The 19,086-nt window shown below is 72.5% G+C and carries 16 protein-coding genes; 8 read left to right on the forward strand and 8 right to left on the reverse strand.

The features are described from left to right. Positions 1 to 39: 39 nt before the first annotated feature. Positions 40 to 393: a thioredoxin gene (gene trxA / locus HNR21_RS25590; protein ID WP_182707209.1), complete on the reverse strand. Its 354-nt coding sequence runs from the start codon at positions 391 to 393 to the stop codon at positions 40 to 42. Between the two features lie 131 nt (positions 394 to 524). Between trxA and HNR21_RS25595 the strand changes: the two genes are divergently transcribed. Both HNR21_RS25595 and HNR21_RS25600 read left to right on the forward strand, forming a co-directional pair. Further along, the gene (locus tag HNR21_RS25595; protein ID WP_119730016.1) at positions 525 to 1,577 is read left to right on the forward strand and encodes a sigma-70 family RNA polymerase sigma factor; all 1,053 of its coding nucleotides are present in this window, start codon (positions 525 to 527) and stop codon (positions 1,575 to 1,577) included. A 64-nt stretch (positions 1,578 to 1,641) separates the two neighbouring features. After that, positions 1,642 to 2,991, forward strand: coding sequence for a class II 3-deoxy-7-phosphoheptulonate synthase (locus HNR21_RS25600; protein WP_119730015.1), 1,350 nt, complete (start codon positions 1,642 to 1,644; stop codon positions 2,989 to 2,991). A 110-nt stretch (positions 2,992 to 3,101) separates the two neighbouring features. Here the strand turns inward: HNR21_RS25600 and HNR21_RS25605 are convergent, their stop codons facing one another. The 3 genes from HNR21_RS25605 to HNR21_RS25615 form a co-directional block, all read right to left on the reverse strand. Then, positions 3,102 to 3,470 (reverse strand): ATP-binding protein, encoded by a 369-nt coding sequence (locus tag HNR21_RS25605; protein WP_119730014.1) that lies wholly within the window; start codon positions 3,468 to 3,470, stop codon positions 3,102 to 3,104. Positions 3,471 to 3,477: 7 nt separating this feature from the next. After that, complete coding sequence (locus tag HNR21_RS25610) at positions 3,478 to 3,798, reverse strand: STAS domain-containing protein (RefSeq protein WP_119732023.1); 321 nt, start codon at positions 3,796 to 3,798, stop codon at positions 3,478 to 3,480. A 69-nt stretch (positions 3,799 to 3,867) separates the two neighbouring features. Next, positions 3,868 to 6,000, reverse strand: coding sequence for a SpoIIE family protein phosphatase (locus tag HNR21_RS25615; protein ID WP_312881265.1), 2,133 nt, complete (start codon positions 5,998 to 6,000; stop codon positions 3,868 to 3,870). A 120-nt stretch (positions 6,001 to 6,120) separates the two neighbouring features. On the opposite strand from HNR21_RS25615, the gene HNR21_RS25620 reads away from it, so the two are divergent. The 3 genes from HNR21_RS25620 (at position 6,121) to HNR21_RS25630 (ending at position 11,676) form a co-directional block, all read left to right on the forward strand. Beyond that, on the forward strand, positions 6,121 to 10,299 hold the full coding sequence (locus HNR21_RS25620; RefSeq protein WP_182707210.1) for a hybrid sensor histidine kinase/response regulator: 4,179 nt from the start codon (positions 6,121 to 6,123) through the stop codon (positions 10,297 to 10,299). A 65-nt stretch (positions 10,300 to 10,364) separates the two neighbouring features. Further along, a complete protein-coding gene (locus HNR21_RS25625; RefSeq protein ID WP_182707211.1) occupies positions 10,365 to 11,009 on the forward strand; it encodes a response regulator in 645 nt (214 codons plus the stop codon). 175 nt (positions 11,010 to 11,184) lie between these two features. Then, the gene (locus HNR21_RS25630; protein ID WP_182707212.1) at positions 11,185 to 11,676 is read left to right on the forward strand and encodes a hypothetical protein; all 492 of its coding nucleotides are present in this window, start codon (positions 11,185 to 11,187) and stop codon (positions 11,674 to 11,676) included. A gap of 77 nt (positions 11,677 to 11,753) precedes the next feature. On the opposite strand, the gene gltX is transcribed toward HNR21_RS25630, so the two are convergent. Next, on the reverse strand, positions 11,754 to 13,145 hold the full coding sequence (gltX, locus tag HNR21_RS25635; protein ID WP_182707213.1) for a glutamate--tRNA ligase: 1,392 nt from the start codon (positions 13,143 to 13,145) through the stop codon (positions 11,754 to 11,756). Between the two features lie 42 nt (positions 13,146 to 13,187). After that, positions 13,188 to 13,769: a TIGR03086 family metal-binding protein gene (locus tag HNR21_RS25640; protein ID WP_182707214.1), complete on the reverse strand. Its 582-nt coding sequence runs from the start codon at positions 13,767 to 13,769 to the stop codon at positions 13,188 to 13,190. A gap of 92 nt (positions 13,770 to 13,861) precedes the next feature. Between HNR21_RS25640 and HNR21_RS25645 the strand changes: the two genes are divergently transcribed. Further along, entirely contained in the window at positions 13,862 to 14,695 is an 834-nt protein-coding gene (locus tag HNR21_RS25645) for a DUF6597 domain-containing transcriptional factor (protein WP_312881267.1), read from the forward strand. Next, a complete protein-coding gene (locus HNR21_RS25650) occupies positions 14,692 to 15,318 on the forward strand; it encodes an NUDIX hydrolase (protein ID WP_119730008.1) in 627 nt (208 codons plus the stop codon). The genes HNR21_RS25645 and HNR21_RS25650 overlap by 4 nt, the downstream gene beginning before the upstream one ends. On the opposite strand, the gene HNR21_RS25655 is transcribed toward HNR21_RS25650, so the two are convergent. Further along, a complete protein-coding gene (locus HNR21_RS25655; RefSeq protein WP_182707216.1) occupies positions 15,315 to 15,836 on the reverse strand; it encodes an HAD domain-containing protein in 522 nt (173 codons plus the stop codon). The genes HNR21_RS25650 and HNR21_RS25655 overlap by 4 nt on opposite strands. A 123-nt stretch (positions 15,837 to 15,959) precedes the next feature. Here HNR21_RS25655 and HNR21_RS25660 point away from each other — a divergent pair, with 123 nt between their 5' ends. Continuing rightward, entirely contained in the window at positions 15,960 to 18,362 is a 2,403-nt protein-coding gene (locus tag HNR21_RS25660) for a Tex family protein (RefSeq protein ID WP_182707217.1), read from the forward strand. A 134-nt stretch (positions 18,363 to 18,496) separates the two neighbouring features. On the opposite strand, the gene HNR21_RS25665 is transcribed toward HNR21_RS25660, so the two are convergent. Then, on the reverse strand, positions 18,497 to 18,979 hold the full coding sequence (locus HNR21_RS25665; protein ID WP_220500297.1) for a hypothetical protein: 483 nt from the start codon (positions 18,977 to 18,979) through the stop codon (positions 18,497 to 18,499). Positions 18,980 to 19,086: the final 107 nt, after the last annotated feature.

Raw genomic sequence — 19,086 nt, forward strand, 5'->3', positions numbered from 1 at the left:
ACACCATTGTGCCGCCGGCGCGGGCGGCCGCGGCTCCGGTCAGGACTTCAGGCGCTCGCGGACGTCGTCCATGTCCAGGGCGCGGACCTGCTCGATGATGTTCTCCAGCATCGGGGCCGGGAGCGCGCCGGGCTCGGCGTACACGATGACGCCGTCGCGGATCGCCATCAGGGTGGGGATCGAGGTGATGCCGAAGCGGTCGGCCAGTCCCTGCTCGGCGTCGGTGTCCACCTTGGCGAACACGATGTCGGGGTGCTGCTCGGAGGCCTCCTCGAAGATCGGGGCGAACCGCCGGCAGGGAGCGCACCAGGACGCCCAGAAGTCGACCAGCACGATGCCCTCGGCCCCGGCGGTGGCGTCGAAGTCCTTCGCGGTCAGTGTGACCGTCGCCATGTCGCTGCCTTCCTCGATACGGGTATCAGTCAGCTCAAGCGGTGGCCCGGCCCGCGGTATTCCCCGATCGGGAATCACAGAGCCGTAATTAGCGTTGAACGGGCAGGGAGTTCGACCGGAGAAGGGTCAGGATGGCTGCAACCCGCACCAAGGGCGAGAGTGTCGAGGCGCAGGACAAGGATCTGGTCGGTGCGTACCTCGACAGGATCGGCCGTACCCACCTGCTCGACGCGCAGGAGGAGGTCGACCTGGCGAAGGCCATCGAGGGGGGCCTGTACGCCGAGCGCCTGCTGGAGGAGGGCCGGATCCCCGCGGGGGTGAGCCGTGCGGAGCTGGAGGAGCTCGCGGCCGCCGGTCTGCGCGCCAAGCAGCGTTTCGTCGAGGCGAACCTGCGGCTGGTCGTGTCGATCGCGCGCAAGTACCCCACGGACGCCCTGCCGCTGATCGACCTCATCCAGGAGGGCAACCTGGGGCTGATGCGGGCGGTGGAGAAGTTCGACTACCGGCGCGGCTTCAAGTTCTCCACCTACGCCACCTGGTGGATCCGCCAGGCCATCGGCCGCGGGCTCAGCCACACCGCCCGGACCATCCGGCTCCCCGTGCACGTGGAGGAGGAGCTGTCACGGCTGCGCCGCGCCGAACGGCAGCTGGGCCGTGAGCTGGGACGGGAGCCGACCCGCGAGGAGCTGGCGCAGGCGCTGGGCGCCGAGCCGGAGCACGTGGACGAGCTGCTGCGGTGGCGGCGGGACCCGGCGAGCCTGGACGCCGCGGTGGACGACGCCGGCGAGACCCCGATGGGCGACCTGCTGGAGGACCCCGAGGGCGTCAGCCCGGAGGCCGAGGTGCTGGCGCTGGACGACATCGCGGGGCTGGGCCGGCTGCTGGAACGGCTGCCGGAGCGCGAGGCGGCGATCCTGCGGGCGCGGTTCGGCATGGAGGACGGGCAGCCGCTGTCGTACGCGCAGATCGGGGCGCGGTACGGGCTGAGCCACAACCGGGTGCGGCAGATCACCGACCGGTCGCTGCGGCGGCTGCGCCAGCTGGCGGCCGAGGCCGACCGGGCCGGGCGGGCGACCGGGCACCGGGCGCAGGCGTCGCCCGCGGCACAGCCCGAGCCGCTGGGCCGCGGGCCGCGCAGGCCGCGGCGCAAGCTGTCCTCGCCCGTTCCCACGAAGGCCGCGTAGCCGTCACCGGTGACACGTCCGGGCCGTGATGTCGCGGTCGGCCCGGTGACCTAGCCTTGGGACCGTGAGTACCACGACCGCCGCAGGGGAGCTCGACGCCTGGCGCGCCCTCCCCGCCGCACAGCAGCCGGATTGGGACGACCCGGACGAGGTCCGGGCGGTGACCGAGGAGCTGTCGAAGGCTCCGCCGCTGGTGTTCGCCGGCGAGTGCGACCAGCTGAAGGACAGGCTCGCGGAGGTGGTCCGCGGCGAGGCGTTCGTGCTGCAGGGCGGTGACTGCGCGGAGACGTTCACCGGGTCGAACGCCGACGCGGTGCGCAACAAGCTCAAGACGCTGCTGCAGATGGCGGTGGTGCTGACGTACGCGGGCAGCGTGCCGGTGGTGAAGATCGGGCGGATGGCGGGGCAGTTCGCCAAGCCGCGGTCCAAGCCGACCGAGACCCGGGACGGGGTGACGCTGCCGGCGTACCGGGGCGACGCGGTGAACGGGTTCGAGTTCACCCCGCAGGCGCGGCGCAACGATCCGCGCCGGCTGCTGCAGGCCTACCACTGCTCGGCGGTGACGCTGAACCTGTGCCGGGCGTTCACCAAGGGCGGGTACGCGGACCTGCGGCAGGTGCACGCGTGGAACCAGGACTTCGTGGCGGGCAGCCCGGCCGGGCAGCGGTACGAGCGGCTGGCCGGGGAGATCGACCGGGCGCTGGCGTTCATGAAGGCGTGCGGGGCCGACCCCGAGGAGTTCCACGGGGTGGAGTTCTACTCCAGCCACGAGGCGCTGCTGCTGGAGTACGAGCGGGCGCTGACCCGGATCGACTCGCGCAGCGGGCTGCCGTACGACGTGTCGGCGCACTTCGTGTGGATCGGCGAGCGGACCCGGCAGCTGGACGGGGCGCATGTGGAGTTCGCCAGCCGGATCCGCAACCCGATCGGGGTCAAGCTGGGGCCGACGACCTCCCCCGACGACGCGCTGGCGCTGATCGACCGGCTGAACCCGGACGGGGAGCCGGGCCGGCTGACGTTCATCACCCGGATGGGGGCGGGCCGGATCCGCGAGGCGCTGCCGCCGCTGATCGAGAAGGTGGCGCAGAGCGGGGCGCCGGTGGCGTGGATCTGCGACCCGATGCACGGCAACACCTTCGAGGCGCCCAGCGGGCACAAGACCCGCCGGTTCGACGACGTGCTGGACGAGGTGGCCGGGTTCTTCGAGGTGCACCGGGCGCTGGGCACCCACCCGGGCGGCATCCACATCGAGTTCACCGGCGACGACGTGACCGAGTGCGTGGGCGGCGGGGCCGCGATCGTGGAGGACGACCTGCACCAGCGGTACGAGACGGCCTGCGACCCGCGGCTGAACCGCGGGCAGTCGCTGGACCTGGCGTTCATGGTCGCGGAGATGTACCGCGACACCCACTGAGCCGGCGGGCCGGGCCCGGGGCGGACGTCGTCCGTCCCGGGTTCGCCGTCATGGGGACCGGAGCACGACGGCGGCGGGCGCGTACGGCCCGGACGATCCGCCGCGGGCGGTCAGGTGGCGACCTCGGCCCAGACGACCTTGCCGCCGGTGACGGGGACGGCGCCCCAGTCGGTGGAGAAGCGGTCGACGATGAACAGGCCGCGGTGGCACTCGTCGAGGGGGGCCGGCACGGTCATCTTCGGCATGGCCGAGGCGCGGTCGCGCACCTCGACCCGGACGGCGTCGGAGCGGCGCAGCAGGCGCAGCTCCAGCACGGTGCCGGCGTGCCGGACGGCGTTGGCGACGAGTTCGGCGACGATCGCGGTGACCTGTTCCTCGCGTTCCAGGAGGGCCCAGGTCCGCATGGTGCGGGCGGCGAGCCGGCGGGCGAGCTCGACCGCCTCGCTCTGCGGCGCGGCGCGCAGGGTGGTCTCGGACACCGGGGGGTCACCCTTCGGGCGGAGCTCCGATGAGGAACCGGTCGAGCCCGGTGGTGTGCAGGACGTTCTCGACTCTGCCATAGGCGCCGGTCACCGAGAAGGAGGCGTTGTGGTCGCGGGCGTTCTTGTAGGCACGGACGAGCACGTTGAGTCCGGAGGAATCGCAGAAGTCGACCGCGGTCAGGTCGACGACGATCTCCTTGTGACCGGCCTCCACCAGCGCCTCGAGCCGCTGCCGCAGATCGTCGGAGGAGTGCAGGTCAATGGAACCGCGTGCCGATACGGTCACGCGGCCGTCCTGTCGCGTCGTGTGCAAAGCGAGGCCCATCGTCATTCACCATAGAACATCACGCGGCCCGCGGCATGCCGGGAGGCCGTTCGGCGGAGTTCGATTCGGTCACGATGCGCGCAGCACGATCAGCGCGACGTCGTCGTTGGACGGCTCGGGCCCGAAGTCGCGGACCGCGCGCTGGATCCGGGCGGCGACCGCGCCGGCGGACAGCCCGCGGCAGCCGGCCAGCAGGTTCTCCAGGCCGTGGCCGTCGCCCAGCAGCCGGTCGCCGGACCGGCGTTCGGTCACTCCGTCGGTGACGCACAGCATCACCTGGCCGCGCCGCAGCTCCATGGTCTGCGCGGTGAACTCGGCGTCGTCGAACACCCCCAGCAGCGGCTGGGCCCGGGCGGCCTCGTGCACGCCGCCGTCGGGGTCCAGCACCAGCGGCAGCGGGTGCCCGGCGCTGACCAGGTCGATGCGGACGCCGTCGCGGCCGGGGCGCGGGGTGATCTCGCCGTGCAGCAGGGTGAGCAGCCGGGTGCGCGGGCCCTCGGCGAGGATCAGCCGGTTGAGCCGGGTCAGCACGTCGGGCACCGGCATGTCCTCGGCGGCGAGGATGCGCAGCGCGTGCCGGGCCAGCCCGGTGACGGCCGCCGCCTGCGGGCCGGTGCCGCACACGTCGCCGATGGCGAACCGCCAGCGGGTGGCGGGGGCGAGCCCGGCCGGGTCGGCGCCGCACTCGAACACGTCGTAGAAGTCGCCGCCGACCTCGCTGCCCTCTCCCGCGGGCTGGTAGACCACCTCGACCTCCAGGCCGGGGATCTCGGGGATGCCCGGCGGCAGCAGGCTGCGCTGCAGGGCGCGGCTCATGGTGGTCTGCGCGGTGTACAGGCGGGCGTTGTCGATGGCGAGCGCGGCCCGCCGGGACAGCTCCTCGGCCAGGTCGATGGCGCCCTGGGGGAAGCGGTCCCCGGCGGGCCGGCCGATGACCAGGACGCCCATCCGGCGGCCGCGGGCGATGAGCGGGAACGCGTAGGCCATGTCGTCGGCGGTGGGGCCGGCCACGGCGCGGGCGGCGGCGGACGCGGCGGTGTGGCCGTTCCAGGCGCCGGAGGAGTCCACCGGGGGCTCCGGGGCGACGGCGAGCAGCTCCCGCAGGCCGTCCACGCGGGTCTCGTCGGCGTGCCAGACGTAGGCGGGGCGGGCGGCGCCGGTCTCGTCGACGGTGTAGACGGCGCACCAGGTGGCCAGCCGCGGCACGACCAGCTGGGCGACCAGGGCCATGGTGCGCTCCTGGTCGAGGGTGCCGGCCAGCAGGTCGCTGGCCTCGGCGACGAAGCTGAGCCAGCCGCGCCAGGACCGCTCCAGCTCGCCGATGCGGGCGCGTTCCATGGACAGCGCCATCTCCTCGGCGATGCGGCCGAGCCGCTTGCCGGCGGCCTCGTCGAACCGGTCGGGGTCGCGGGCGACGGCCACCAGCACGCCGGTCAGCCGGCCCTGCACCTGGAGCGGGGCGGCGACCAGGGAACGGGCCGACAGGGCGGCGGCGACCGGGTCGGTGGGGTCGGCGGTCACCCAGGGGTCGCCGACGCGGGCGTGCGGGCCGAGGCTGGCGACGGTGAGCCGGGCGACGGGCGGGTCGGGGATCGCCCCGGTGGAGGCGCCGAGCACCAGGTCGCCCTCGCGGTCGGCGAGCAGCACCGCCGCGCCGTCGGCCGACAGCACGTCGCGGACCGCCTCGACCGCGCCGTCCAGCGAGTCCTCCCCCGGCCGGGGGCGCAGCGCCCGCTCGGAGGCCAGGGCCAGGCCGGTGGCGTCGTCGTCGAGCGCCAGGGACGGCACGCCGAGGACCGGGGCGGTGTCGCGTTCGCCGGACCGGGCGCCGGGCTTGTCCAGGCGGAACCACACGCCCTTGGTCAGGCCCTCGTAGGTGATGCCCCAGGAGGAGGCCAGCCGGTCGATGGACGGCAGCCCGCGCCCGCTGGTGGCCTCGACCGACGGCATGGCGATGTGCCGGGTGGGATGCTGGTCCAGCACCTCGATCCGCACGCCTCCGTCCTCCAGCGTGCAGCGGACCTCGAACGCGGTGCCGGCGTAGGTGACGGCGTTGGTGGCCAGTTCGCTGGTGGCCAACAGGGCGTCGTCGGCGACCTGGGCCAGGTCCCATTCGTTCAGGGTCCGGCGCACGAAGCGCCGCGCGGCCGCCACCGACGTGGCCGCCGGCGGGAATGTGGCCGACGTCGCCCGTCGTTCCACGCGCTCCCCCCGGTTGAAGAGGTGATGTCGATCCCGGTCATCGTGACAGACTGCAAATGTAAGGCCCAACGGGTGTGTCCGCAGATCCCGGACTGGTGAAGCGGGCCAGGAGGAAAGACTATGCCGCGAACCGCGTCCCGCATGGGGCAGCCGCCGAAGTCGCAGCGTGACACCACGCCGCGGTACAGCGACGCCGATCTGGCGCCGCTGTTGAAGGCGCTGGCCGCCGTGCGCGACGGGAAGTTCAATGCCGACCTGGACCTGCCCGTCGACGGAGCGGTCGCCGACGCGCTGACGATGGTGGAGGAGATCCGGGACAACGGCGCGCACCTGAGCAGCGAGCTGGCCCGGGTGCGCCGGGAGCTGGGCCGCGAGGGGCATCTGCGGGAACGGCTGACGCCTCCGGTGGCGCGCGGCGGGTGGGCCACCGCGGTGGAGGACGCCAACGCGATCATCGACAAGCTGACCGACCTGTCCACCGGGATGGCCCGGGTGGTGGAGGCGGTGGCCGCGGGCGACCTGAGCCAGCGGGTGGAGCTGCGGCTGCGGGGCCGGCCGATGCGCGGCGAGGTGCTGCGGATGGCCCGCTCGGTGAACCGGATGGTCGAGCAGCTGGACAACTTCACCTGGGAGGTCACCCAGGTGGCCCGCGAGGTCGGCGTGGAGGGCCGGCTGGGCGGGCAGGCGCCGCTGCGCGGCCAGACGGGCCGGTGGCGCGAGGTGACCAGCGCGGTGAACCTGATGGCGGGCCGGCTGACCGCGCAGGTGCGGGACATCGCGGTGGTGACGACCGCGGTGGCGCACGGCGATCTGACCCGCAAGGTCACCGTGGAGGCGGTGGGCGAGCTGCAGGAGCTCAAGCTCACCGTGAACACGATGGTGGACCGGTTGTCGGCGTTCGCCGACGAGGTGACGCGGGTGGCGCGCGAGGTCGGCACCGAGGGACGGCTGGGCGGGCAGGCGCAGGTGCGGGGCGTGTCGGGGGTCTGGAAGGACCTCACCAACAACGTCAACGGCATGGCCTCCAACCTCACCTACCAGGTCCGCAACATCGCCCAGGTGGCCACCGCCGTCGCCAACGGCGACCTCTCCCAGAAGATCACCGTCGACGCCCAGGGCGAGATCGCCGATCTGAAGGAGACGCTGAACACGATGGTGGACCGGCTGTCGGCGTTCGCCGACGAGGTCACCCGCGTCGCGCGCGAGGTCGGCACCGAGGGACGCCTGGGCGGACAGGCCCACGTGCACGGGGTCTCGGGGGTCTGGAAGGACCTCACCAACAACGTCAACGGCATGGCCTCCAACCTCACCTACCAGGTCCGCAACATCGCCCAGGTGGCCACCGCCGTCGCCAACGGCGACCTGTCCAAGAAGATCACCGTCGACGCCCAAGGCGAGATCCTGGATCTCAAGGACACGCTGAACACCATGGTCGACCGGTTGTCGGCGTTCGCCGACGAGGTGACGCGGGTGGCGCGCGAGGTCGGCACCGAGGGACGGCTGGGCGGACAGGCCCAGGTGCACGGGGTCTCGGGGGTCTGGAAGGACCTCACCAACAACGTGAACCTGATGGCGTCGAACCTGACGTACCAGGTCCGCAACATCACGCAGGTGGCCACCGCCGTCGCCAACGGCGACCTGTCCAAGAAGATCACCGTCGACGCCCAAGGCGAGATCCTGGATCTCAAGGAGACGCTGAACACGATGGTGGACACGCTGTCGGCGTTCGCCTCCGAGGTCACCCGCGTCGCCCGCGAGGTCGGCACCGAGGGACGGCTGGGCGGGCAGGCGCAGGTGCGGGGCGTGTCGGGGGTCTGGAAGGACCTCACCAACAACGTCAACGGCATGGCCTCCAACCTCACCTACCAGGTCCGCAACATCGCCCAGGTGACCACCGCCGTCGCCAACGGCGACCTGACCAAGAAGATCGACGTCGACGCGCAGGGCGAGATCCTCGACCTGAAGGAGACGCTGAACACGATGGTGGACACGCTGTCGGCGTTCGCCTCCGAGGTCACCCGCGTCGCCCGCGAGGTCGGCAGCGAGGGGCGCCTGGGCGGGCAGGCCAAGGTCGAGGGCGTGTACGGCACCTGGAAGCGGCTGACCGAGAGCGTCAACGAGCTGGCCGGGAACCTGACCACCCAGGTCCGCGCGATCGCCGAGGTGGCCAGCGCGGTCGCCAGCGGCGACCTGAGCCGGGAGATCACCGTGGAGGCCGCCGGCGAGGTCGCCGAGCTGAAGGACAACGTCAACCTCATGGTGCGGACGCTGCGCGAGACCACGCAGGCCAACCAGGAGCAGAACTGGCTGAAGTCCAACCTGGCCCGCATCGGCGGCCTGATGCAGGGGCACCGCGACATCGTGCAGGTGGCGCAGCTGATCATGAGCGAGCTGACGCCGATCGCGTCGGCCAGCCACGGCGCGTTCTACCTGGCGCGGCCCGCCGACGACGGGGAGACCGAGCTGGCGCTGATCGCCGGGTACGGGGTGCGGCCCGAGCCGGGCGCCGCCACGTTCCGGCTGGGCGAGGGACTGGTCGGGCAGGCCGCGCTGGAACGCCGCACGATCATGCTGGACGACGCGCCAGGCGACTACGTGCGGATCCGCTCGGGGCTGGGGCAGGCCCCGGCCACCCATGTGATCGTGCTGCCGATCCTGTTCGAGGACCAGGTGCTGGGGGCGATCGAGCTGGCCTCGTTCAGCCCGTTCACCGACACGCATCTGGCGTTCTTCGACCAGTTCGCCGAGAGCATCGGGGTGACGATCAACGCGATCAGCGCCAACTCGCGCACCGAGGCGCTGCTGGCCGAGTCCCAGCGGCTGGCCCAGGAGCTGCAGGAGCGCTCCGACGAGCTGCAGCGCCAGCAGGCCGAGCTGCGCCGCTCCAACGCCGAGCTGGAGGAGAAGGCGGCGCTGCTGGCCAAGCAGAACCGGGCCATCGAGATGCAGAACTTCCAGATCGAGCAGGCCCGCCGGACGCTGGAGGAGCGGGCCGAGCAGCTGGCGCTGTCGTCGCGGTACAAGTCGGAGTTCCTGGCGAACATGTCGCACGAGCTGCGCACCCCGCTCAACAGCCTGCTGGTGCTGGCCAAGCTGCTGTCGGAGAACCCCGACGGCAACCTGACCGCCAAGCAGGTGGAGTTCGCCAAGACCATCCACGACTCGGGCACCGACCTGCTGCAGCTGATCAACGACATCCTCGACCTGTCGAAGGTGGAGGCCGGCAAGATGGAGGTGCATCCGCAGCCGCTGCCGTTCACCAAGCTGGTCGACTACGTGGACGCCACGTTCCGGCCGATGGCGGTCGACAAGGGGCTGGCGTTCCAGATCGAGGTGTCGCCGCAGATCCCGGGGCTGCTGTACGCCGACGAGCAGCGGCTGCAGCAGGTGCTGCGGAACCTGCTGTCGAACGCGGTGAAGTTCACCTCCGAGGGCGAGGTGCGGCTGACCATCGCCCCGGCCCCGGAGGAGGTGGAGTTCGCCGCGCCGACGCTGCGGGAGGCGCCGATGGTGATCGCCTTCACGGTCAGCGACACCGGGATCGGCATCAGCGAGGACAAGCTGCAGGTGATCTTCGAGGCGTTCCAGCAGGCCGACGGGACCACCAGCCGCCGGTACGGGGGCACCGGGCTGGGCCTGTCGATCAGCCGGAACATCGCGCACCTGCTGGGCGGGGAGATCCACGCCGAGAGCGAGGTGGGCAGGGGCAGCCGGTTCACCCTGTACCTGCCGGCGCAGTACCACGAGGGACTGACGGCGCAGCCCGAGCTCGAGGCCGAGCAGGGGCGCGCCGTGACCGCGGCGGACGTGCCGGCCGCCCCCGCCGCCCGGCATCCGAGCGAGGATCCGGCTCCGCTGCCGGCGCTGACCGGGTACCCGGAGGAGCCGCCCGCCGACCATCTGGACGCGGTGCTGTCGGGGCGCAAGGTGCTGATCGTCGACGACGACGTGCGCAACGTGTTCGCGCTGACCAGCGTGCTCGAGGGCTACGGGATGGAGGTGCTGTACGCCGAGGACGGCCAGGCGGGCATCGACCTGCTGCAGCGCAACCCGGACGTGTCGCTGGTGCTGATGGACGTGATGATGCCCGGCCTGGACGGGTACGCCACCACCGAGGCCATCCGCGGCATGCCGCAGTTCACCGATCTGCCGATCATCGTGATCACGGCCAAGGTGATGAAGGGCGACCGGGAGAAGAGCCTGGCCTCCGGGGCGTCGGACTACGTGCCCAAGCCGGTGGACGTGGATCATCTGCTGGATGTCATGCGAACCTGGTTGCAGCGTGCCGCGGTGCGCTGAGCGGGCGGCCGGCCGGGACGCGGCCGGCGGCCCGGTCCGACCATCACGATCAGGAGACACCGGGCGTGGATGACAAGGCCAAGATCCTTCTCGTGGACGACCGTGAGGAGAACCTCGTCGCGCTGGAGGCGATCCTCAGCTCCCTGGACCAGGACCTGGTGCGGGCCCGGTCCGGCGAGGAGGCGCTCAAGGCGCTGCTCACCGACGAGTACGCGGTCATCCTGCTGGACGTGGTGATGCCCGGGATGGACGGGTTCGAGACGGCCCGGGACATCAAGCGCCGCAAGAAGACCCGGGACGTGCCGATCATCTTCCTGACGGCGGTCAACAGCGACCCGGACTACGCGTTCCGCGGGTACGCGGCCGGGGCGGTGGACTTCATCGCCAAGCCGTTCGACCCGTGGGTGCTGCGCGCCAAGGTGTCGGTGTTCGTGGAGCTGCACCGCAAGAACCGGCAGTTGCGGGAGCAGGCGATCCTGCTGCGCGACCAGGCCGCGCTGCTGCGGGCGCGGGCCGGGGGGCCGGGGATGCCGCAGCCGGGCGAGCTGACCGCCCGGTTCGGCGAGGTGCGCGAGCAGGTGGACGCGGTGCTGGAGCAGGCCCCGGCGGACCTGCGGCCGGCGGTGGAGGAGCTGTCCCGGCGGGTGGAGGACCTGTACGCGGCGCTCGAGGGCCTGCGCGGCCCGGCGGCGTCCCCCACGGAGCCCTGACCGCACCGCGCATCCGGGTCCGCTGTAAGGGTTCTCTGGGATATTGACTCCTTTCAGAACGGACCTGATACCGGATTTCCCCGGATACCGGACGCCCGGCGCGGAAGTCATGGTGGTGGACGTCGGGGCGCGGTGCGCGGAGCGCCCGCGCCGTACACGATGTCCTGGAGGGACTGTGCGCAAGATCCTCACCACCATCGCGACGGGCGTCATGGCGCTCGGCGCTCTGGGGGCCACGGCACCCGCCGCCCAGGCGCGGGCGGACGCGTACCCGTGCGGCCCGCAGTGGTGGCACTCGGGGCAGCAGGTCTACGTGCAGACCTGTCCCGACTGGTCTCCCAACAACTCGATCCCGGTCTACGAGTACAACGACCACACCTCCCGGGTGGTCGGGTACATCTACGCGCCGGGTGACGACTGGTACGTCTGCGACTGGACGGGCACCCAGCTCACCGCCCACGGCGCCACCAACTACTGGTGGGCGCTGACGGTCGCCGACAACGGCGCCGCCGGCTGGGTCAACGAGATCTACTTCCGCGGCGGGGGCGACAACGAGCCCGACGCCACCCTGCGGCTCTGCCCGTTCTACTCCGCGCGCAGCGCCGACACCGCGGACCGGGTGTCCGGGGCCGACGCGCTGAAGGCGGTCACGGCGAACGCGCGATGATCCTCCCCCGCTGAGGACGCCCGCCGTCCCGGCCCGCCGCGGGCCGGGACGGCTTCCTCGTCGCGCGGGGCGGCGGGTCAGCCGGTGAGGCGGGCGCGGGCGGCGGCGATGCGGGCCAGGGTGGCCTCGCGGCCGAGGACCTCCAGGGACTCGAACAGCGGGAGGCCCACGGTGCGGCCGGTGACGGCGACCCGGACGGGGGCCTGGGCCTTGCCGAGCTTGAGGCCGAAGCCGGCGCCGACCTGCTCCAGCCGGGTCTTGAGCTCCTCGGCGTTCCAGGGGGCGTCGCGGTAGGCGTCCTCGGCGGCGGCGAGGATCTCGGCGGCCGGGTCCTTCATCGCCTTGGTCCAGGACGCCTCGTCGAAGGCGGGCTCGTCCAGGAACGCGAAGTCGACCATCTGGACGATCTCCGACAGCACCGCCACCCGGGTCTGCGCCAGTTCGGCGAGGCGGACGAAGACCTTCATGTCCACCTCGAACGGCGCCTTCTCCAGGAACGGCAGGCACTCGGCGATGAACTCCTCGACCGACAGCATCCGGATGTAGTCGCCGTTGATCGCCCGCAGCTTCTTGACGTCGAAGAACGCCGGGGAGGCGTTGACGTCCTCGATGCGGAACTCGTTCTCGATGACCTCCCAGGGCACCACCTCGCGGTCCCCGGACGGTGCCCAGCCGAGCAGCATCAGGTAGTTGCGCATCGCGGCGGCCAGGTAGCCCTCGGCCTGGTAGTCCTCCAGCGCGACCTTGTCACGGCGCTTGGACAGCTTCTGCCGCTTCTCGTTCACGATGACCGGGACGTGCGCCCACACCGGGGCCTGGTGGCCCAGCGCCTCCCACAGCAACTGCTGCTTGGGGGCGTTGGACAGGTGCTCCTCGCCGCGCACCACGTGGGTGATGCCCTGGGCGATGTCGTCGGCGACGTTGGCGAGCAGGAACGGCACCGACCCGTTGGAGCGGGCGATGACGAAGTCCTCCAGCACCTTGTTCTCGAACGTGGGCTTGCCGCGGATCAGGTCGACCACGGTGGTCTGGCCCTCGTCGGGGGTGCGGAAGCGGACCGCGCGCCCCTCGCCGGGGCCGAGGTCGCGGTCGCGGCAGTAGCCGTCGTAGCCCTTGTTGGAGTCGCCGGTGCGGGCGATCACGTCCTCGCGGGTGCAGTCGCAGTAGTAGGCGCGGCCCTGGTCGAGGATGGTCCGCAGCGCCTCCTGGTGCGCCTCCAGGTTGGCGGACTGGAAGTACGGGCCCTCGTACTCGTCGCCGTCGATGCCGAGCCAGGCCAGGGCCCGGATGATGCCCTCGGTCCATTCCGGCTTGTTGCGGGAGGCGTCGGTGTCCTCGATCCGCAACACCAGCGTCCCCCCGGACTGCCGGGCCATCACCCAGTTGAACAGGGCGGAACGGGCCCCGCCGACGTGGAACATGCCGGTCGGGGAAGGTGCGAAGCGTACACGGATCGAAGACGAAGACATGGGCACAAGCCTAGAGCTTTCCGGGCCCCGTGCAGGCACGCGTCAGGGCGTCCAGTGGGGGTCGCGGCCGGCCAGGCCGAGGGCGCGGTCCAGCAGGGGCGCCGTCTCGGGCACCTCGACCTCGGGACCGAAGACGCCGTTCTCGCGGGCGACGGAGGCCATGTTCCGCAGGTGCCCCCACAGGGCCTGCACCACCTCCTCGCCGTAGGCGGGCTTCTGCCCGGTGGCCACGGCCAGGTCCCAGCCGTGCAGGGTGAACTCGACGAACATGATCCCGCCGATGAACACGGCGGGCATCTGGCCCTTGGCGGTCAGCCCGGTGGTGCCCTCCCAGGCGGACGGGTCGGACCAGGCGGCGGCGGTGCGGCGGGCGCGTTCGGCGTAGCGGGCGGCCCAGCCGGGCTCCGCCGTCAGGTCCTCCTCTGGGCCTTGGCCGTCGTCGAGCGGGGTCTTGCGGGCCGAGGCCGCGCCTCGTTCGCCGGTCCAGTGGTTGAGGTGGTTGACCAGGGCGCGGACGTCGAACTCCGGGCACGGGGTGGGGTCGCCGAGCCGTGCCGGGTCGATGCCCTCCACGATCCCGATCAGGGTCTCGGCGGCGGGCACGAGGTGCGTCCTCAGTTCCATGGACCTCTCCTTGGCGACGTTTCCGGGTCGTGCGCGGGACAGCATAGGAACGCACGTCCGGCCGGTCTTGAACAAACGCGACAATGGAGCCCGTGACGGACTCGACCAGGGGCATCCTGCGGGCCGCCGCCGGCCTGCGGCGCTTCCGGATGCACCGGTCGGCTCCTTCCCCCGGCCTGGTCCCCTATGCCGAGCATCACTGGATCCTGCACTGGGATCTACGCGAGCCGCACACGCAGCGGGTGCTCACCCATCCGACGGTGCACATGACGTTCACCACCGGCGGGCGGGCGCGGGTGGTGGGGATCGTGCGCGGGGTGTTCGGCGAGACGATCGCCGGGCGCGGGCGGGTGGTCGGGGTGCGGTTCCGGCCGGGCGGGTTCCGGCCGTTCCTGGACGGGCCGGTGTCGTCGATCACCGACCGGCATGTGCCGGTGGAGGAGATCTTCGGGGCGGAGGGCCGGGCCGTGGCGGACGCGGTCATCGCCGAGCCGTCCGACGCGGAGGCGGTGGCGCTGGTGGAGCGGTTCCTGCTGGCGCGCGTTCCGGACCGGCCCGATCCGCTGATCGCGGAGACGGCGGCGATCGTGGCGCGGATCGCCGGGGACCCGTCGATCAGCCGGGTGGACCGGCTGGCCTCCGACGCGGGGGTGGGGACGCGGTCGCTGCAGCGCCGGTTCGCCGAGTACGTGGGGGTCGGGCCGAAGTGGGTGATCCGGCGGTACCGGATGCACGAGGCGGCCGAACGGGCGGCGGCCGGCGACGAGGTCGACTGGGCGGAGCTGGCGGCCGTGCTCGGGTACGCCGACCAGGCCCATTTCGTCCGCGACTTCACCGCGGCGGTGGGCACTCCCCCGGCCCGGTACGCCCGTGAGTGCGCCGCCGACGCCGGGGCCCGGCCGGGACCTGAGACCATCGAGGGATGACCCCACCTCCCACCGACCTGGCGGCGTTCACCGAGCTGGCGCGCGAACGGCTGGCCGCGCACCGGCACACCGAGATCGAGAGCACCGCGGGCGTGCGGCGGGCCGCGGTCTCGCTGTGCGTGACCGAGCACACCGGCGAGCCCGCGGTCATCGTGATCAAGCGGGCGGACCGGGGCCGTAACCCGGGCCAGTGGGGCCTGCCGGGCGGGCGGCTGGACGAGGGGGAGACCGCCGAGCGGGCGGCACTGCGGGAGCTGCACGAGGAGGTCGGCCTGGAGGCGGCCCCGGAGCACGTCCTGGGGCGGCTGGACGACTTCCCCGCCTCCTCCGGTTTCGTCATCACCCCGCTGGTGCTGGCGCTGCCCGACCCGGGTCCGGTGCGCGCCAACCCCGGTGAGGTGCGGTCGGTGCACCATGTGACGCTGACCCGGCTGGCCGCCGACGACGCGGTCCGCTGGGTGCCGCAGCTGGACGGGGGGCGGCTGCTGCAGATGACGCTGGGGCCGCGGATGACGATCCACGCCCCGACCGGCGCGATGCTGTGGCAGTTCCGCGAGGTGGTGCTGCTGGGCCGTACCGCCCGGGTGGCCGACTTCCTGCAGCCCGACTGGACCCGCCGCTAGCGCGGATCCCGGCCGGGATCCCGCCCCAGGGCGCTCAGCCAGGTGCGGGCGCGTTCCAGGTGGAGGTCGGTCAGGCCCTCGTCCGGGTCGACGCTCACCAGGAGGTGGGTGCCCTCGGCGAGGTGGTCGAGGAGGCGTTCGGCGGCGTCGGGTTCGTCCTCGAACCAGACGAACGGGCGGTCGCCGACCCACTCGGCCACGTGCCGGACCTTCCACGCCCCGAGCGAGACCCCGTCCGGGTGGCCGGGGTAGGGCGGGATCGGGACGTACGGCAGCTCGGGCAGGCCGATGCGCGGGGCGACCCACTCGTTGGCCCGGTCGCACCAGTAGCTGGCCCAGGCGAGCTCGGAGCCGGTGGACTCGGCCAGCTCGACGAGCCGGGGGCCGTGCGCGCGGTTGAGCCACAACGTGAGGTGGACGCCGTCCGGTGCGACGCGCACCTCGCGGAAGCCGCCGGGAGGCCCGCCGAAGGGGTTCAGCACGCCGTCGACGTCCAGCAGCACCAGCGGCTTGGCCATGGGATGGACACTACGGCACCGGCCGGACCGCCGGAAGACGGTCCCGTCCGGCGCGACAAGCACGCCGCGGCACTGCACAATGCTGCGGACGGCTGAACAGAATGGCGGATCGAGACAGTGACGATGTCCCAGACGGGAACCGTGAACGGCCCGGTGAGCGTGTACGCCCGGATCGCCGAGGAGCTCGGCGTGCGGGAACGGCAGGTCCAGGTGGCCGTGGAGCTGCTGGACGGCGGTGCGACCGTGCCGTTCATCGCCCGGTACCGCAAGGAGGCGACCGGCGCGCTGGACGACGCCCAGCTGCGGCGGCTGGAGGAGCGGCTGCGCTACCTGCGCGAGCTGGAGGAGCGCCGGGAGGCGATCCTGGAGTCGATCCGCTCCCAGGGCAAGCTGGACGAGGCCCTGGAGCGGCAGATCCGCCAGGCGGACTCCAAGGCCCGGCTGGAGGACATCTACCTGCCCTTCAAGCCCAAGCGGCGCACCAAGGCCCAGATCGCCCGGGAGGCGGGGCTGGAGCCGCTGGCCGACGGGCTGCTGGGCGACCCGACCGTGGATCCGCAGGCGGCGGCCCAGGCGTTCGTCGACCCGGACAGGGGCGTGGCGGACGCGGCGGCGGCGCTGGAGGGCGCGCGGGCGATCCTGGTGGAGCGGTTCGCCGAGAACGCCGACCTGATCGGGGCGCTGCGCGAGCGGATGTGGGCGCAGGGCCGGCTGGTCTCGAAGGTCCGGGAGGGCAAGGAGGAGGCGGGCGCCAAGTTCGCCGACTACTTCGACTTCTCCGAGCCGTTCGTCAAGCTGCCCTCGCACCGGATCCTGGCGCTGTTCCGGGGCGAGAAGGAGGAGGTCCTCGACCTGGAGCTGGTGCCCGACCCGGAGGAACACGCGGACGAGGCCGAACTCCCCGGCCCGGGCTGGTACGAGCGGCGCATCGCCGAGACGTTCGGCATCGCCGACCGGGGCCGGCCGGCCGACCGGTGGCTGCTGGAGACGGTGCGCTGGGCGTGGCGGACCCGGATCCTGGTGCACCTGGGCATCGACCTGCGGACCCGGCTGCGCACCGAGGCCGAGGACGAGGCGGTCCGGGTGTTCGCCGCCAACCTGCGGGACCTGCTGCTGGCCGCGCCCGCCGGGACCCGGCCGACGATGGGGCTGGACCCCGGCCTGCGGACCGGGGTGAAGGTCGCGGTGGTGGACGGCACCGGCAAGGTGGTCGACACCGCGACGATCTACCCGCACGAGCCGCGCCGCCGCTGGGACGAGTCGATCGCGGTGCTGGCCGGACTGGCCGCCAGGCACAAGGTGGAGCTGGTGGCGATCGGCAACGGCACCGCCTCCCGGGAGACCGACCGGCTGGCCGGCGACCTGATCAAGCGGCATCCGGAGCTGAGGCTCACCAAGGTCGTGGTGTCGGAGGCGGGGGCGTCGGTGTACTCGGCGTCGGAGTACGCCTCGCAGGAGCTGCCGGACCTGGACGTGTCGCTGCGCGGCGCGGTGTCGATCGCGCGGCGGCTGCAGGACCCGCTGGCCGAGCTGGTCAAGATCGACCCCAAGTCGATCGGGGTCGGCCAGTACCAGCACGACGTGTCCCAGGTGAAGCTGTCGCGGTCGCTGGACGCGGTGGTCGAGGACTGCGTGAACGCGGTCGGCGTGGACGTCAACACCGCCTCCGCGCCGCTGCTGACCCGGGTGTCGGGCATCGGCGAGGGCCTGGCGGCGAGCATCGTGGCGCACCGGGAGGCCAACGGGCCGTTCCGCACCCGGCAGGCGCTCAAGGAGGTGCCGCGGCTGGGGCCGAAGGCGTTCGAGCAGTGCGCCGGGTTCCTGCGGATCCCCGGCGGGGACGACCCGCTGGACGCCTCGGCGGTGCACCCGGAGGCGTACCCGGTGGTGCGGCGGATCCTGGACGCCACCGGCTCCGACATCCGGTCGCTGATCGGCAACACCAAGGTGCTGCGGTCGCTCAGGCCCGCCGAGTTCGTGGACGACACGTTCGGGCTGCCGACGGTGACCGACATCCTGGCCGAGCTGGAGAAGCCCGGGCGGGACCCGCGGCCGGCGTTCAAGACGGCGGCGTTCGCCGACGGCGTGGAGACGCTGGCGGACCTCAAGCCGGGGATGGTGCTGGAGGGCGTGGTCACGAACGTGGCCGCGTTCGGGGCGTTCGTGGACGTGGGGGTGCACCAGGACGGGCTGGTGCACATCTCGGCGATGTCGAAGAACTACGTCGAGGACCCGCGGGACGTGGTCAAGCCCGGCGACATCGTCAAGGTCCGGGTGCTGGACGTGGACATCCCCCGCAAGCGGATCTCGCTGACCCTGCGGCTGGACGACGACCCGGCCGACCGGCGTTCCGGGCAGGGCCGCCGCGACCAGGGCCGGCGCGGCGGGGGCCAGTCCCAGGGCGGCAATCGAGGCGGCAACCGGGGCGGCGGCCGGGACCGCCGAGACCAGGGCGGCGGCGGTGCCCTCGCGGACGCGCTGCGCCGCGCCGGGCTGGACAAGGGCCTGCCGGGCTACAAGGGCTGACGCGCGACGCGGGGCGGCGCGGATGTCCGCGCCGCCCCGCGTCGGGTCAGGTGACCGCGGTGCGGCTCCGGCGGAGCGAGGATCGCCCGACCCCGTTCGCTCGGGGGTCCGGGGGTGCCCCCCGGATCAACCTGTCAGGACAGGTCCTCGTCGAGGTCGAGGCCGACGACCGAGGAGCAGTTGGTGCAGATCCACTCGGCGATGACGGCCTCGGCCTGCATGTCGCGGGTGCGGTAGGGGCGGGAGACCCGGCGGCGGCGCATGCCGTGGCCGCAGGCCGAGTGCAGCAGCCGCCCGCACATGCGGCACGGCCACACGTCCTCGCCGTGCCGGTTGCAGCCGGGGCAGGCGTGCGGCCCGGTGTACGGGCCCGGTGCCGTCCCCTCGCCGGTGGCGTCGAACTCGGCCAGCCACTGCCGTTCCAGGTCCAGGTACTCGTCTTCGGGCCAGTGCCGGTCGGCCAGCCAGGCCAGGTACTCCTCGGCGTCCGGTTCGAGGACCTCGGTCATCGACTCGGGGTATCCGCCCGCTCCCCCGGTCTTCCGCACACCGGGCCGCAGCGCCCTCACCAGCAGCCAGGCCGCCAGCAGCACCAGGCACACGCACAGCACGATCATGTCCTCACGCCCGACGGCGCCCTTTCTCGTTCAGGTCATCTGCGCCTATCCGGCGCGCAACGCTCGAAGCGCTCGAACGCTACAAGAAAGAACCCGTTGGGAAAAGT

The sequence above is a fragment of the Thermomonospora cellulosilytica genome (assembly GCF_014138835.1).
Lineage (GTDB): Bacteria > Actinomycetota > Actinomycetes > Streptosporangiales > Streptosporangiaceae > Thermomonospora > Thermomonospora amylolytica.